General features: G+C 43.4%; 19 protein-coding genes and 3 pseudogenes. 2 read left to right on the plus strand and 20 right to left on the minus strand.

Annotated features, from left to right (window positions below; genetic code table 11):
• The first annotated feature begins 312 nt into the window (after positions 1-312).
• Positions 313-462 carry a hypothetical protein gene (locus tag HT697_RS05070; RefSeq protein WP_162489709.1) on the plus strand — a complete coding sequence of 50 codons (150 nt, stop codon included), beginning with the start codon at positions 313-315 and terminating at the stop codon, positions 460-462.
• A 141-nt stretch (positions 463-603) separates the two neighbouring features.
• Positions 604-783 (plus strand): hypothetical protein, encoded by a 180-nt coding sequence (locus tag HT697_RS05075; protein WP_023937752.1) that lies wholly within the window; start codon positions 604-606, stop codon positions 781-783.
• 311 nt (positions 784-1094) lie between these two features.
• Here the strand turns inward: HT697_RS05075 and HT697_RS05080 are convergent, their stop codons facing one another.
• The 20 genes and pseudogenes from HT697_RS05080 to HT697_RS05170 form a co-directional block, all read right to left on the minus strand.
• Complete coding sequence (locus HT697_RS05080) at positions 1095-2051, minus strand: N-acetylmuramoyl-L-alanine amidase family protein (protein ID WP_173262435.1); 957 nt, start codon at positions 2049-2051, stop codon at positions 1095-1097.
• A complete protein-coding gene (locus tag HT697_RS05085; RefSeq protein ID WP_173262438.1) occupies positions 2051-2386 on the minus strand; it encodes a phage holin in 336 nt (111 codons plus the stop codon). Before HT697_RS05085 ends, HT697_RS05080 begins: the two co-directional genes overlap by 1 nt.
• A gap of 14 nt (positions 2387-2400) precedes the next feature.
• Positions 2401-3225, minus strand: coding sequence for a collagen-like protein (locus tag HT697_RS05090; protein ID WP_173262441.1), 825 nt, complete (start codon positions 3223-3225; stop codon positions 2401-2403).
• A gap of 5 nt (positions 3226-3230) precedes the next feature.
• Positions 3231-3551 (minus strand): hypothetical protein, encoded by a 321-nt coding sequence (locus tag HT697_RS05095; RefSeq protein ID WP_057488040.1) that lies wholly within the window; start codon positions 3549-3551, stop codon positions 3231-3233.
• A 6-nt stretch (positions 3552-3557) separates the two neighbouring features.
• Positions 3558-4034: a hypothetical protein gene (locus HT697_RS05100; RefSeq protein WP_173262444.1), complete on the minus strand. Its 477-nt coding sequence runs from the start codon at positions 4032-4034 to the stop codon at positions 3558-3560.
• Between the two features lie 15 nt (positions 4035-4049).
• A complete protein-coding gene (locus tag HT697_RS05105; RefSeq protein WP_000134981.1) occupies positions 4050-4328 on the minus strand; it encodes a hypothetical protein in 279 nt (92 codons plus the stop codon).
• A gap of 10 nt (positions 4329-4338) precedes the next feature.
• Entirely contained in the window at positions 4339-4491 is a 153-nt protein-coding gene (locus HT697_RS05110; RefSeq protein ID WP_173262447.1) for a hypothetical protein, read from the minus strand.
• Positions 4484-5074, minus strand: coding sequence for a hypothetical protein (locus tag HT697_RS05115; RefSeq protein ID WP_173262450.1), 591 nt, complete (start codon positions 5072-5074; stop codon positions 4484-4486). Before HT697_RS05115 ends, HT697_RS05110 begins: the two co-directional genes overlap by 8 nt.
• The gene (locus HT697_RS05120) at positions 5071-5277 is read right to left on the minus strand and encodes a hypothetical protein (protein WP_173262453.1); all 207 of its coding nucleotides are present in this window, start codon (positions 5275-5277) and stop codon (positions 5071-5073) included. The genes HT697_RS05115 and HT697_RS05120 overlap by 4 nt, the downstream gene beginning before the upstream one ends.
• Positions 5270-6178: pseudogene (locus tag HT697_RS10310) on the minus strand (tail fiber domain-containing protein); the annotation flags it as partial. The gene HT697_RS05120 and the pseudogene HT697_RS10310, both read right to left, overlap by 8 nt.
• A 189-nt stretch (positions 6179-6367) precedes the next feature.
• Positions 6368-6745 (minus strand): annotated as a pseudogene (locus HT697_RS10315) (gp58-like family protein); the annotation flags it as partial.
• A gap of 6 nt (positions 6746-6751) precedes the next feature.
• Complete coding sequence (locus HT697_RS05130) at positions 6752-7117, minus strand: hypothetical protein (RefSeq protein WP_173218446.1); 366 nt, start codon at positions 7115-7117, stop codon at positions 6752-6754.
• 8 nt (positions 7118-7125) lie between these two features.
• Positions 7126-7647, minus strand: a complete 522-nt coding sequence (locus tag HT697_RS10465) for a hypothetical protein (protein WP_173262458.1) — start codon at positions 7645-7647, stop codon at positions 7126-7128.
• Positions 7644-9449 (minus strand): phage tail spike protein, encoded by a 1806-nt coding sequence (locus HT697_RS10325; protein WP_240149835.1) that lies wholly within the window; start codon positions 9447-9449, stop codon positions 7644-7646. The genes HT697_RS10465 and HT697_RS10325 overlap by 4 nt, the downstream gene beginning before the upstream one ends.
• Complete coding sequence (locus tag HT697_RS05145) at positions 9446-10144, minus strand: phage tail protein (protein ID WP_173262461.1); 699 nt, start codon at positions 10142-10144, stop codon at positions 9446-9448. Before HT697_RS05145 ends, HT697_RS10325 begins: the two co-directional genes overlap by 4 nt.
• The gene (locus HT697_RS05150) at positions 10144-12003 is read right to left on the minus strand and encodes a PblA (RefSeq protein ID WP_240149836.1); all 1860 of its coding nucleotides are present in this window, start codon (positions 12001-12003) and stop codon (positions 10144-10146) included. Before HT697_RS05150 ends, HT697_RS05145 begins: the two co-directional genes overlap by 1 nt.
• 296 nt (positions 12004-12299) lie before the next feature.
• Positions 12300-12830, minus strand: a pseudogene (locus HT697_RS05155) (PblA); the annotation flags it as partial.
• Positions 12830-13216 (minus strand): DUF5361 domain-containing protein, encoded by a 387-nt coding sequence (locus HT697_RS05160; RefSeq protein ID WP_173262464.1) that lies wholly within the window; start codon positions 13214-13216, stop codon positions 12830-12832. The pseudogene HT697_RS05155 and the gene HT697_RS05160, both read right to left, overlap by 1 nt.
• Before the next feature lie 11 nt (positions 13217-13227).
• Entirely contained in the window at positions 13228-13503 is a 276-nt protein-coding gene (locus tag HT697_RS05165) for a hypothetical protein (protein WP_112445655.1), read from the minus strand.
• A 5-nt stretch (positions 13504-13508) separates the two neighbouring features.
• Positions 13509-14066 carry a phage tail protein gene (locus HT697_RS05170; protein WP_173218517.1) on the minus strand — a complete coding sequence of 186 codons (558 nt, stop codon included), beginning with the start codon at positions 14064-14066 and terminating at the stop codon, positions 13509-13511.
• Between the last annotated feature and the right edge of the window lie 20 nt (positions 14067-14086).

A 14086-nucleotide genomic window follows, 5' to 3' on the forward strand; every position in this document is an offset into this window, starting at 1 on the left:
TTATACCATAAGTGAAAAACGTTTACAAATAGTTATCATCACTTGTAAATAGTTGAGTTTTTACTTATTTTTCGTTAAAATCATTTTCGTTAATTGCTATCATTTTTTTTAATCGTATTCATCATCGTATTCACTTTTGCCCGCATAGTTGAGAAGGTTCCAACTTAAAGTTCAATAGTTTACAAATAGAAAACTGTGATTACTCACGGTCTTTTTTTAAAAAAATAAAATAAAAAAACTCCATCAAAACTCTTGGCTTTCTCGGTATACCGTGATATAATATAATCAAGATAAGGAAAGGGGGTGATGAAGTTGAACAAAGAAGATTGGCTTAGGTTACTTGAAAAGGCAATAGACAATATTCCTGAAACAGTAACTGCTATCGCAAGTCTAGTGACCGCAATAACGGTCGCAAGGCAAAACAAAAAGCGTAAACCGAAATCCCGCAAAAGAAAAAGGTAAACGCTAAGAGGTTGGGGCGAAAGCCCCTCACACCTCTATTTTATCAAATGGAACGAGGAAATGCAATGGTTAGTGCAATAGCTATTTTTATAATTGCAATTAATGTATACATTTATCTAAAAAACAAAAAGGACAAATAAGATGAGAAAAGTTATTCAAGAATTGTTAGACAGTTCGATGTCTACATCTGCTATTTCGCAAGGCGCTGGAGTTCCATGGACTACCGTTTCTGACCTCAGAAAAGGAAAAACAAGTATGGACAAAATGGCACTTCTCACAGCGGAAAAACTTTATGAATTTGCTACAACTGATAAGCAGTGATTTCGGTCACTGTTTTTTTATTTTTAACAAAACACCGTTTTTGACAATAATACCCTGCCATTACTCCTCCCTATTCTTCAAGAAAACGCTTTTTTGAACAATAGGATTTAGATTTTGATTTCTAATCGTTCAAAATGCGTGTTTTTGCAAAATAGAAATACAAACTCTAATTTTGTTAACGTCAACAAAATTGACAACCAAGCGCTTTGTAAAGCTATTTGTTGATGTCAACAAGTCAATTTCAGAGCAAACAAAAAAACCGCAAGCCTGAGCCTGCGGTGAAAGAACATTTTAGAAAGTTTCCTTTCTATTTATTTAACTGTAATCAAGCCTTCTGGCTCTACTGTGAATTCTGGCTTATCTGCCAGTGTTCCATCTGGTTTAATGTAGTACCAGCCTTTTTTATCAGCTGATTGGATAAAGGAATTTGATACCATGGCGCCTTCTTTAGCGTCTAGGTAGTACCATGTGTCCTTGTATTTGACCCAACCTGTCTTCATGGCACCCTCTACGTCGAAATAATACCACTTGTCAGAAATTTTCTTCCAGCCTGTAGCCATTTCGCCAGATTGGTCAAACCAGTACCAGTTGCCGTCTGTGTGCTTCTTCCAGCGGTCTGCAAGCATATAGCCTGACCCGTCAAAGTAGTACCAGGTTCCGTTGACTTTCTCAAACTTATCTTTTGGATAAGAGCCATCTGAGTGTACGTACCAGTAGCCAGTATCGTTTTTCTGCCAGCCTACTTCAATTGTCAAGCCACCTTCAATATCTTTTTTGAATTGCTCACGGCTGATACCCCATTTGGCTAGATATGGATAAGGGTCAACGTGGTCTGAGTTGTTGTTAGGCTGGTTATTAGTACAGTATTCATGCGTTTTGATACCTGCCAAGTCGTCTGTATCAAGCGTTTTAGGTAAACCTGCTTCATCAGCTAGATTGCGTAAGAGTTCGATATAGAGGCGGTAGTCAGCCATGAACTCTTCTTTAGTTGAATGGCTTTCAATCAATTCAACTGCTGCATAGGTCTCAGCATTCCAACCGCCTCCAACGTCCCAAGATCCGTTATTTACAGGGCCTACTTGCATGACACGACCGTTACCAACGACGTGAGAGAAGAAGCCAAGTTCAGGGTTCTTTCTATAGTGGTAGTCCGCCTCATTCTGAGCGGTTGAGTTGCGGTTGCCTGTTGAGTGAGCATGTACTTGTCGATAAGGTTGCACTCCGACTTGTGGCAAGCCTGTACGTAGTCTGCTTGTATCGATATCCATTACTCTTGTCCTTTCCAAGCGTCATTCATCTGCTTCACTGCGGACTCCACAAAGGTATCCAAGTCCTTGTCGGTCATGCTGATGTTATATTTGGTCAGCTCTGCACGAATTTTAGCGCGAGCTTGCTCAAGTTTTTCCTCACCTTTATAACCTGTCTCAGCAGCTACCTGCTCCACGGCATGAACTGCGTTCTTGGCTAGAATTTCAGCGATAATAACCGCTTTTTCTCCGCCTTTTCGCAAAAGATAATCTTTTACTGCTTTTACAATACCGCCTACTGCTACTGCTAAAAAGCCTGTCGCAAAGGCAATGATGAGTTCGTTAAATTGTGTCATATGTTGTTTCCTTTCTATTTTGGTTCATACACATCATAGATAGTATGGGGGTCTTTCGTTCTGATAGCTTCATATTGAGCCTTTGTACCAACCCAATATTTCAAGGCTTGCCCACCGTTTTGGTTGATGATGTTTTGGCCGGGCGCTCCGTCACGTCCTCTAGCGCCATCAGCGCCTCGTGCACCAGCTGGACCTGTTGCACCGTCACTGACATTATCAAGACGTGTGCTAGCAGCTGCTTTAATGCCGTTGTGCGTTACAACTATGTAGACCTCAAACCAGCCTCCTGAACGCTGAGTAGCGTTCCACTGACCAAATTTACCATTTGCATCAGGCGTTTGATTTCTCAAAACACCCCAGCTATTATTCCCAAAACCTCTGTAGTAATAATCAACAGTATAGCCACTGGTTAACCGTGTCCCGTCATAGTAGACGTCCGCGATCAAATTCAACTGACTAGTCGCACCGTTTCGATAGCTTCCTTCGATACGTACATTGGCATTCAAACTATGCCCATTTTCCCCTTTTAAGCTTTCTCTCTGGATGGAGGTCAGATTGTCAAATGACGGACGGTTTTCCAAGGCGGAAATCCTAGCCTTGATAGGGATATCATTGTACAACTCCCACTTTTGGGCATAAGTAGACAAGTCTTGGTGGGAGGTCAAGTAGCCTTTCTCTTCCAGCTCCGCTTTTGTAACGAGGGTTTCTGGATTAACTCTCAGTCTACTCTCAAGAGAGTCCAGCCTTCCCTGAACCTCCCTATCCTTTAGCTCTGAGTCTTCTTTGATTGCCTTGACATCCTCACCGATTGCTCTTGCTAGATTTTCAAGGTTACTCATAGCGATCACGCTTTCGCTGCGTTGTAAGTCGCTACCAAGTCAACATTGGCAATCTGGTCTACACGTCCGCTGACTTCAGTTACTTTGCCAAGAAGTGCGCCGTTTTCGTCTTGCCCCATGCTCGTGATTTTTTCAGCAATTTCTTTCAGTGTGTCAAGATTTTCAGGCGTTCCCTCACCCAAGATTTCAGCCTTGACCTCGGATTTAGCTTGAGAGATAGCTTGGTTCATGGCAGATGTGCTGACTTTCGTTTTCAGCTCTTCGTTTACCTTTTTGTTATCTTCCCCCACTGCCTGCGCAAATGCTGTTAATTTTGTAGTATCCATTTTGTGTTACACCTTTCCTAAATTGTAATAAAAGAGCAGGTCTGGCAATTCCTGACCTACTGGGCTCTCGCCTACAGTTCTACCTGCAAGCTGTTTTTCGACTTCTTCTGCGATATCCAGCTCCTTTAAAGCATGGACTTCTTCAGTGACCAATTCCTTATCTGAGGCGACTATCTTGATATGGACAGATTTATCACTGGGGAAAACATAGCCTCCAGCCGTGATTTCCAAGCGATAACTCCCAATGGGCAAGATAGCGTCCAGATGAAAACTCACGCCTTGACTGGTAACGGTTACCTGCTTCTTCCACTGGTAGCCCTCCTTGGTCAGACTGATAAGCGCCTCCTCCCCTTCCAGAGAGGAAATCACTTGGTAGTCTTCGTCTAAGAGGGCAAAACCAAAGGTGGAAGCTAAGTCCCCTTGCTTAATCAGGTCCCCACCGTCAATCTGCCGCAAATTGGTCATATTGAGATTACAGACCATTCTGCACCTCTTTCTTTACTGTTTACTTTGTATCAAGGTTTTCAGTTCTCTCACATCTTCGCCTAGTGATTTGACCTGTTCAGCCAGCACCAGAATAGCCTTGTTTTGTTCGTCATGGTTATCTAGTCTTTTGTTAGCCGACATTCGAAATTCGCGTAAGTTCTCAATGTCTTTTTCTATGGCTGTCATGCGATTTTCCTGCTTGGTTGCCCTGTCCTTCATGGAAAAGTACAAGACAACCACAGGAATCAGAGAAAAGAGAAACCGAATCAATAAGTGCTCAATCTCTGTCATAAGCACCTCGCTAGTTTGCCAGATGGCTCAAACCACGTCGCTTCAATTCCTTACGCACACGGTCTTTCCAGCGTTTATGTACCCATGAAAAGTCAACTGCTTCACGTTCCAGTAGGTTAATGTACATGTCGATTTTTGCTTGGTCTAGTGTAATCTTACTCATTGCTGCTACCTCCATTGTCTTCACTAGGGCTCTCTTGGTTTGTCGTTTCAGAAATGTCATCTTCTTTCTCGCTTTCTTTGTTATCTTCTACCGCTGGGGTTGGTTGTGTAGGTGCTTCTGCTACTGCTTGTTCAGTAGTTGGTTGATCTGGTGCTGGTTCATCAGCTGGGTTTTCTGTGTCCGTAACCTGAGGGGCGTTCTCTCCTGCCTCCTCTTTCTCCGCCTGGTCAGGCTCTCCTTGAGCTTCCAGCTCTTCCAATCGCGCTAAGATATCCTCAATATCCTGAGCATTCTGGAGATTGACCTTCTGCATGCCATCCATGAGTTGGTTGGCTCTCTCCAGCGCTTCCGTTGTCTTAGCCAATTGTTCTTGGTTTTTGACAATGGCGCTGGTTGGGTCAAGTTCGGTGCGAACCAATTCCAAAACCGCTTGGATAAGGGCGTCCTCACTATCCTGTGTGTGGTCACCTAGTAATTCGCACTGCTCATAAGAATAGCGCCCCTTGTTTTCCATCTTGATTGCGACAACTGTTACATTTTCCCCACCTTTCAAGTAGGGCTTGATTGCAAGTTCATAGCTCATTTGTTAGCTCCTTTCATTTTTGCTTGCGTTTCGTCAAATAGTTCTTTGAGGGCTGGTTCATATTCCAGAACCGCCTTAAAGGCCTGCAATTCAGCTAAAGCCAGCGTATAGTGCGCTTCTAAATGCGCAGAATTCAATTCACCTTCTTTCAAGCGGTTAGCGAGCAACTCAGCTACTAGTTTGTCGATTGTGTTATTATCCATGTAGTTTCTCCATTTCTTTAATTTTCTGGTCTAGTTCTTGGACAGCTTTCAGCAAGTAGGGTACGAATGCGGTATAGTCGATGTGCAGATAGCCATCTGGATTCTCAGGGTCTCGTGAGATGACTTCTGGAACGATAGTCTCAGCTTCTTGAGCAATCAAACCGATTTCTTCGTGTTTCTTGCTTTCTATGAAATCAAAAGCGACTAAGTTCAGTCTGTTGATTTTATCCAAGGCTTTCACAGCTGTTTCTGTGATGTTTTCTTTCAAGCGTCTATCTGAAGATTTATCTATCCAGTGTTTTACCGTTCCCTCGCCTACTTGGTTCCACCACACGACCTTATTTTGATGTCCCTCCCTCGGACTCCAACCATTTCCCAAAATTTCCTGTTCGTACATATGAATTCCGTTGACAAAAAGAGGAGATTTTTGAAATTCTGTCCGTCCATAAAACCTAGCATTTGATGTGTTTGAAAAGTCGACCTTAGCGTGAAAATCCGCATCATTCTTGCAATTCATTTTTCCTGCGGTTGTTACGTACCAGGCATTAGGTCCTGCTTGGTTCCAGTTATTGCCCCAATTCGCCCAGAAGGCTGTCCTGGTATCACCGAAACTTCCACCATTTCCCATACCTACCGCAAACGTATTTGTGCCAGATATCCACTTGCCACTCCCGTTTGGGAAACTCCCAATGGTAAACCCTCCAATTTCACCCTGATAGGCTTGTAGGAAGGTTGAACTAGATACGACAGATTCAATCTTAGTCGCAAAGATACGTTTAGATGTTAGCTTGTCAATCAAGGCATCTCTAGCGGTCAGGCTCCGAATCAGGGCATCGTCTACGCTGATTTTATCGCCTGTGATGGCACCTGTTTGGATATGGTCAGCAGTCACAGAACCAGCTGCTAACTTCCCAGCAGTCACCGCACCATCCACAATCATGTCAGACTTCACTCGAACTTTTGGAGCGATGATATCGACCCCTCCCGGACTTGCGGAAATAGTAGAGGCTAACTGCTCACCAGTTAAAGTAGTAGAGCCGATGGTCACACCTTCAGGCGTCACTTGTACCCTCGCACTGTTAGCAGCGTCTCGCACTTCCTGCCGGATTTCTCTAGCAGTTTGAGCGATGGCGCTCTTAACATTCGTATCAAAGAACTGAGTCAGCGCCCCTTGGTTGTTCTGCTGGATTTTGCCCCAGAGAGTACTGTTTGGGTCTCTTAATTCCAGTTCAATAGAACGCATATCCTTGAAGAGACCTGACAGGGTTCGTTGTGTGACAGTAGGCTCCACGAAGCTAGTAGGGAAATCTCCCTGCTCCAGCTGGATATCCGTCAGCACCGTGTCACCCACACAGCCCATGTGGTGCAGTTTCAGCAGTTCGTCTCGTGTCCGTGGCTGAAAGATCTTATAATACCGTCCGTTATGCTCAAGAGCAGGCGAGCGAACGTTTTGAATGGTTATGTCCATGTGTTACTACCTTTCCTCGTAAAACGTCATGTAAATATCTGCATTTCGTGTATCAAATAACCTTTGAGCTTCATTAAAATCACCTGGGCTTTTTAGTTTAGCAATAACGTGAGAATTGCCATATCCTGCTCTCAAGGTGATTGCTATAAGTCTTTCGCTCCGACCTATATAAGCAACTTTTGGAAACGAAATATCCCTAAACGCATCACTGTAATTAAAAATATTCATTTCACTTGAATAGTAATTGTGTGAAACAGTCCCCATAAATCCCAAGTAAGGCACTATTGTTTTCCTTTTCTCCCAAACCAACTTATCACCTACATAACGCTGAGTGATTTCCTTGCCACCCACGTAAATTCCTTCTCTAGCCATACTACCTCCTATTGACTAAAAATATCGTAGATAGTATTACTATCCTTGTTAGGAATCGCATCATATTGAGACCTTGTACCAGACCAATACTTCATCGGTTGCCCACCATTCTGGTTGATGATGTTTTGGCCGGGCGCTCCGTCACGTCCTCTAGCTCCATCAGCGCCTCGTGCACCTGTCGCACCAGTCAATCCTCTAGGTCCTTGAATGCCCTGCAGTCCTTGTTGCCCTCGTTCACCTTGGACACCCTGCGGACCACGCAAACTTTCTCTCTGTTGACTCGTCAGGTTCTCGAATCGCATAACTCCGTCCGCTCCTCGTGGTCCTGTTTCCCCACGTTCTCCACGGTCACCTTTTGGTCCTGTTAGATATTGAAGAGCTGAAAATCGGTCACGGCCATTTCCGACCTTGACCTTTCCTGTATCGCTCTCGATACCTAACTCTCCATCAAGTAAGACCAGAGTGCTACTTGCCCAGTCACTCGCTGACATACGCTTATGTTGAACCCTTACCGGGATTGTTTCTGTCATGTTCTACCTCCGTCAAAAATAAAAGTTGGACTCTCGCTCCAACTTCCCTCATATCTAGCATTTTGCCCGTCAGCAACCGTCTTATAGACTGGCGCTAGTTCAATCCGTCTTGTCTGATTGTCAATCGTCATAGACTGCTCTACATTCTGATACCAGTCCCCTGAGAAGGTCAGACGATAGGCACCGTAGTAGACTGCTAAGACCTGCTCCTCTTTCTGGACAAGGTCTTTATCAATCACTGGCATGACTGTATTAGCAGGCGCAAGATGAACGTGTCCACCATAAAACGGATTCTTATTGACTACCACCGTCACATCTGTTTTGCCGTAAGGCGTACAGGTTGCTGACCAGCTGATAACGTACTGCTTACCAAGTTCAAAGCCCTCTCCGTTGTGACCGACCTCCACAAAATCCGTTCCGTAACTGATTTTCTTAGCTGTGCCACCATTGAGGCGATTCTTATTGTACTGGGTATTCCCGTCCCCACCAATCAAACTAGCATTGACCCTTGCAGTTTCACTAACCTGCTCCAGTTTCTTGCTTAATTCAGCGATTGAGTCCGCACCACTCATCAATTCTTCGCGGATACGCTTCACAAACTCAGGACGCTCTTTTTCCATTTCTTCATGGATTTTGGCGCCAAATTCTTCTGCCTTAGCCTTGTACTGCTCGATGGCATCCGTGATAGCTTTCTCACGCTTGTCAAATTCAGCATCAAAAGCACGGTCAGCGTTGGCGATTTCCTTTTTCAAACGTTCATCAAAAATCTGATGCAGATTTCGGCTTTCATTCAAAACAGCATCATTTACAATCCCACCGATCGCATTCGCCAGACTGGATTGGAATGTCCCAAAACCAATTGATTTCAGGCGTTTTATCATTGGCGAATAGGTATATTTCGTAATCTTCTTACGAACATCAAGACCGTACCATTCATGGTAGATGCTGACCACATCGAACATCCGAACCGCTACATCGCTCTGGCCGACAACCGAGATTTCAAGGTTATCTTCTAGCATGTCGCACATACTTGTCCGAAAATATTGCTTACCGTATTCAATCAAGCTAGCTTGGTCTTTGACGTTCTGGTCATTGACCTCAACAACTGCTTCATAGATTTGGCTGTAGTTCCCAAGTAAGGGGCTATCAATCACCATCATATAATCATGGTCAATCGCATTTTCTCCCTCGCCCTTAACAGTCGTTTTAAAGGTTATCCGAGTTTTTAAAGACTTCGTTGAGGTCTTATGCTGGTAGCTAGACAGGTTTTTCTTGTACATAAAAAGCGATTCATTTTCTGAACCGCCATTCTTCAACAAACGTAAGTTGTAACCGTTTCGCACCATATCTCCGCCCCACTGACCAAGGATAGAGTGCTTGTCTTTGGCCAAGACCTCCATCGCATTCTTGTCCTTGATGTTGAGCGTATGTCTATCATCAATGTCCGAAAAGAAAGAAAAGGGATTGGTTCTGGTAATACTACCAGCAAATGCACTCAGTACCCTTGTACCACTGACACGATCCACATCGATAGAGCTGACGATGTAGTTATTTAACAGGCTGATAACCTGATTGGCATAGACTTGGATATATCCTTGTTGCTTTTCAACCTCAAAAATATAAAAATCCTGCTCACCATGCAGATCATCTGCAGTCAAAAAGGTTTCCTCTTTCAGCAATTCCCACTTGGGATCCGATGTAGGAAAACGAAAGGTCAGTTGATAGGTATTGTTTCGTTCCTGGACGATTTCGTCATTGTAAGACTCATTTAAAGGCGTGTTGCCCTCTGTAAGATAAATCATAAGATATACCTCCAATTCGGCCGAACTGTGACCTTACGAACAGCACCAGTAAAGACCAGACCGTTATTACCAACTGCCAACTCAAAGAAGCCTCCACGTTTTCGTAGCGTATTTTGAACCGCACCATCTGCGTTGTAGATATTCTGCTTCTTATGCCTACAATCAATGGTCACTTTTCGTCTAATAGTCAAGTGCATGGTTGTCCGTCCGATAGTCAAAGAAATATCTCCGTCCCCCTCAATCTCAATCACAGGCTCACTATAGACAGAGCCTGGATTGTTGACATTACCGCTTGCGGTAAAGATAAGAGGAGCAACATTTTTCTGATAGCGGAATGGTTGCATACTCAGCTTGACTTCTAATTTCCAGCCGTGCATACCTTGAGGTTTGTATTTTGCGCTTACAAAATCAGCATAAAATAAAGAGCCTAGCTGGTAGCTAAACTCTAGCGTATTATCATTTGGTTGGAATCTCTCAACGATTTTAGACGGGTCTACCATCCTTGGAAGGTAAAATGCAAAAGTCCTTTCGTAACTTTCGTAAGCACCGTCCAAGACACGGTAATTCCCGTTAACCCCAAACAGGGTAGCATCTTCAGCCACCCTAGGCTTAGCAGCCTCTACCTCGCCAAAATCCGTCACCACACAGTTAGGAATGGTTGAAGTATTGAAACCATTGATAATCATGTATTCCATTAAATTCCCTCCCTAGCATAAATTGCACCTTGACGTTGGTAGACGCTCATTGAAATTTTATCAGCGTCCAGGTAAGTATCTGACGGCTTTTCAAGGATAGCAGTAAGGATCTTCTCCATACTTGCTCTCAGAATCGCTATCTCAGACACGGTTTGACTGTCTTTTGCCTCAATTTGAGCACTTGGCATGGCCAAACTTGCTTCAATATTTTTGGCAATAGTCGGTGTTCCACTCAAACCAAAATCATCGTTTGAAAATGCGTTTGAGATTTCACCAGCCATTCCACTGACAGATTTCTTAACACCCTTAAAACGGTCTTGCAACCCTCTATTCAAACCTTGCATAATCGCATTACCAGCAGGAATCAAGAGCTTACGGTCATACTCAATCGGACCTTTGTGGTCACGAATCCAGCTAGCAATACCACCAACGAAGTCAGTTACTGCACTCCAAGCAGATTTCAAACCATTTAAAAAGCCATCAAGGATAGCCTTACCAGCCTCCCAAAGGTCAATGTTTTTGATTCCATCGAATATGCTTGTAACCTTATCAACAAGATCACGAACACCTTGTTTCATGCTTTCCCAAGCATTTTTAGCTCCTTGTACAAGTCCATCAATCAGACCTAAGACGGTTGATTTCAAACCTTCCCAAGCACTGCTTGCGACAGATTTGATCGTGCTCCAGATGTTAGATAATATCTGAGCGAAACCATCAAAGATAGCCTTACCTGCAGCAGACAACCCTTTCCAGATAGCCTCACCAACACCCTTTATAGCATTCCAAGCTGTGCCCCAGTCACCATTGATGATAGCCATGACTGCTTTTATAATGCCACCAATGACATCCATAGCCGTCTGAATAGCAATCTTAATCAATTCCCAAACCGTTGTCACTACAGTGCAGATATTGTTCCACGTCGTTTCAATGAAAGGAGCAAGGATATTCATTACGGTTTCAATAATGGACTGAATAATCGGCATAACCGTCTGAATAACTGTCTGGATGGCGTTCCAAACCGTTGTGAACGTTTGTTGAATCAAACCTTGATTTTCAGTCCACCATAGGGAAATGCCGTCCCAAACAGACCTAATAAAGTCAACAACTGCTTGGATAATTGGAGCAACAACAGCCATCATATTGTTCCAGACGGTCGTAGCTGTTTCAACAATACCATTCCAAACTTCGGTCAAGACTGGTGCGACAGACTGCCACACCCCAGAGAACCAATCCATGAATCCTTGCCAGATTTGCCTTCCCATCTCGGTTTGAGTAAAGAAATAAACCAAACCTGCAGTCAATGCAGCAATCGCTGCGATTGCAATTCCAATTGGATTGGCACTCATTGCAGTAAATAGACCCGTGACTGCCGTTTTAATTGTCGTTAAGACAGCAGGTATTCCCGATAGCAATCCCGAGACTACCGAAAATGCCTTAAATGCTAAAAATGCAGAACCAAGAGCGGTAACGATACCGCCCATGATACTTCCTAGACCTTCGCCAAAGATCCCACTGAAAACACCCTTGATTCCTCCTAAAATAAGGTTAGGAATTTGCTTCAAAATATTTCCAATCATTGGAATTAGGTTCCCAAAAAGAAATGTGGATGTCGTTTCCATTAAGGCTTGTAAAGCAGGTTGGATATCTTCACCCAATGACAACTTTCCAAGCACATTCTGAGCAGCTGCTTTCATCGACTCAAATGATCCAGTGAAAGTTGTTGCTGCTTCTCTTGCTGTTGTGCCAGTGATGTCCAAATTTTCTTGGATGGCATGAATGGCGCTATAAACGTCTGATAGATTATTGATGTCATATTTAACACCTGTCAATTTTTCAGCATCCGCCAAAAGTCGTTGCATTTCTTGTTTCGTACCACCATACAGTACACATTCACTACAATTCGCTAAATTGTAGTCGTCTCTTAAGACTGCTCTACGTCACCGTAGAGATTAGACTATCTCTTATGTATTAAATACATCCTAGCGCTTCGGCTCGCTTGAACCTACTCTACTCCATTAAAAAACACCCTCTCGGATGCATTTTCTGTTTCGATAGTCGTTACACCTTCCTATTTCTAGGCTTGGCACGGTATTGCCTAAGCTACTCTTAGGGTTTCACCGTTTTCACTAGGTTTATACTCGGCTATGGTTTTTCTACCGAGTTTTAAGTTGTCAAGCATGGTGTAGTTTTGCTTGGCAAACCCTTGATAAGCCAGCTGAATGCTTTCCATAGATGTTCCCATCTTGTTCGCATTATCCGACATATCAATCATGGCCATGTTTGCCGTTTCTGCTGCTTTATCTGTATCTCCGCCAAGAGATTGCAACAGACTGGCTGAGAAGCCTGTTACATTTTCCATATAGGCATTGGCTGACAGACCTGTTGTCTTGTAGGCCTCATTCGCAAAGCCTTTGACCTTATCAGCCGAATCTTTAAATAAGGTTTCGACACCACCAAGCGATTGTTGAAGTGCTGCCCCTTCGTTTATCGATGCTCCGATTGCTTTACCAATTCCAGCAGCAGCAATAATTCCTGAAACAGCGCCCATCATTTTAGATCCGAGGGATTCGCCTGCGCTAACGCCAGCTGAGGCAACTTCACCACCCAATTCTTTTTGAATCATTCCACTAATACCTTTAGCAGATGGAATGATTTGTACATAGGCTTTTCCTAATTCGGTCGCCACTAATCCTCACCTCCTGTTTTTGCAAGCAAAGCCTTGCGATAGTTTTCAAAGTCCTCACCAGATTCAAAGACGAGATAATCCCTTTCGTCACTCTTTTCTTTGTGATTTTTTGTTAGCATTCCAGCAATTGATGCAGGACGATTGGTACCCTTTTGCCCATCCTTAGTTTGCAACCACAAAGAAACAGACAGTCTGTCTACAATACTTGCAAGTAACGTCGTTTCCAGAGGGACGATTTGGTCAGACATCATCTGCTTTATCCGCGAATCATCACGCAACCCATACGCAAAAACAGCCACCTCATTTAAAGGTAGCTGTTTATAGTCGTATATCTGGTAAGTTTCCGCTAAATCACAGACAAGAGCATCCTCGTCTAAGGCAATCATCTGAGCAAGGACTAAGATTTTTTTAGGTCTTTGTTGGACTCAAAAATACTCTTGATATCTGCGAACAGTACTTCAGTATCAATGAAGTCGTCTCCATCATCTAAATGAGACAAGAATGCTTTCGCTTGTTCTTTACCAAAAAGAAGATTCAGCAATTTTTCAGCAGCTTCAAAATCCCCCTTCTCCATTTTGGACGCTTCGCGCATGAGATAAAAGTTTCTCAATCGTTTTTTAGGGATTTTGTACTCAAACCCTGACTCTGTTGTTCCTTTTAAGATTTCTTCCATTTACTTTACGCTCCTTGAATGTATTCGTAGTGAGTATTTTCGTCTGTGTCTGGCAATGCAGTAATCGTCAATTCATAGCCGATAGGTTCGCCGTCTTTATAGCTAATTTCGCCAATTTCGCTAACCTTACCACGAGGGATGACAACGCGTTTCACATAGCCGTTTTTCAACAATGTATCAATAACCAAGCTATGTTCTGGCAATTCTTTACCATTGGCTTTTACAGTGATACCTGTTTCAAGGGTTCCTGAAACGTTATCTGGTCCATAGACTTCTTTCAAGACTTCAATGTTCAGACCTTCAATCAATTTGTATTTGAAAGTATCTTTCTTTTCAGTTTGTGAAGACAAGACTGTTTGTCCGCCCCACGCCTTGACTTCTTCTGACTCTGGTGAGTTCTCATTGGTCAATCCATCTTCTGAAATGTATCCTAGCGTTTTAAATGCAGCATCCAATACTGTTTTGGCATTTAGTGGTAGGTTTGTTCCAGCTGGTGCAGTAGATACTGCTCCTCCAATTTTAGGCTTAGCAGCCGTTACATTTGATGCTGATGCAGTCGTCATATTCTTTCCTCCTGTTGATT

This window comes from Streptococcus sp. 1621 (genome assembly GCF_013276615.1).
GTDB lineage: Bacteria > Bacillota > Bacilli > Lactobacillales > Streptococcaceae > Streptococcus.

Excerpts from the sequence above, each read along its gene's own strand:
- HT697_RS10325 (WP_240149835.1), bottom strand. The coding sequence starts at position 9,449 with ATGATTTATCTTACAGAGGGCAACACGCCTTTAAATGAGTCTTACAAT.
- HT697_RS05170 (WP_173218517.1), bottom strand. The coding sequence starts at position 14,066 with ATGACGACTGCATCAGCATCAAATGTAACGGCTGCTAAGCCTAAAATT.
- HT697_RS05110 (WP_173262447.1), bottom strand. The coding sequence starts at position 4,491 with ATGAGTAAGATTACACTAGACCAAGCAAAAATCGACATGTACATTAAC.
- HT697_RS05075 (WP_023937752.1), top strand. The coding sequence starts at position 604 with ATGAGAAAAGTTATTCAAGAATTGTTAGACAGTTCGATGTCTACATCT.
- HT697_RS05130 (WP_173218446.1), bottom strand. The coding sequence starts at position 7,117 with ATGGCTAGAGAAGGAATTTACGTGGGTGGCAAGGAAATCACTCAGCGT.
- HT697_RS05100 (WP_173262444.1), bottom strand. The coding sequence starts at position 4,034 with ATGGTCTGTAATCTCAATATGACCAATTTGCGGCAGATTGACGGTGGG.
- HT697_RS05115 (WP_173262450.1), bottom strand. The coding sequence starts at position 5,074 with ATGAGCTATGAACTTGCAATCAAGCCCTACTTGAAAGGTGGGGAAAAT.
- HT697_RS05160 (WP_173262464.1), bottom strand. The coding sequence starts at position 13,216 with ATGATTGCCTTAGACGAGGATGCTCTTGTCTGTGATTTAGCGGAAACT.
- HT697_RS05095 (WP_057488040.1), bottom strand. The coding sequence starts at position 3,551 with ATGGATACTACAAAATTAACAGCATTTGCGCAGGCAGTGGGGGAAGAT.
- HT697_RS05120 (WP_173262453.1), bottom strand. The coding sequence starts at position 5,277 with ATGGATAATAACACAATCGACAAACTAGTAGCTGAGTTGCTCGCTAAC.
- HT697_RS05080 (WP_173262435.1), bottom strand. The coding sequence starts at position 2,051 with ATGGATATCGATACAAGCAGACTACGTACAGGCTTGCCACAAGTCGGA.
- HT697_RS05150 (WP_240149836.1), bottom strand. The coding sequence starts at position 12,003 with ATGCAACGACTTTTGGCGGATGCTGAAAAATTGACAGGTGTTAAATAT.
- HT697_RS10465 (WP_173262458.1), bottom strand. The coding sequence starts at position 7,647 with ATGACAGAAACAATCCCGGTAAGGGTTCAACATAAGCGTATGTCAGCG.
- HT697_RS05105 (WP_000134981.1), bottom strand. The coding sequence starts at position 4,328 with ATGACAGAGATTGAGCACTTATTGATTCGGTTTCTCTTTTCTCTGATT.
- HT697_RS05165 (WP_112445655.1), bottom strand. The coding sequence starts at position 13,503 with ATGGAAGAAATCTTAAAAGGAACAACAGAGTCAGGGTTTGAGTACAAA.
- HT697_RS05085 (WP_173262438.1), bottom strand. The coding sequence starts at position 2,386 with ATGACACAATTTAACGAACTCATCATTGCCTTTGCGACAGGCTTTTTA.
- HT697_RS05090 (WP_173262441.1), bottom strand. The coding sequence starts at position 3,225 with ATGAGTAACCTTGAAAATCTAGCAAGAGCAATCGGTGAGGATGTCAAG.
- HT697_RS05145 (WP_173262461.1), bottom strand. The coding sequence starts at position 10,144 with ATGGAATACATGATTATCAATGGTTTCAATACTTCAACCATTCCTAAC.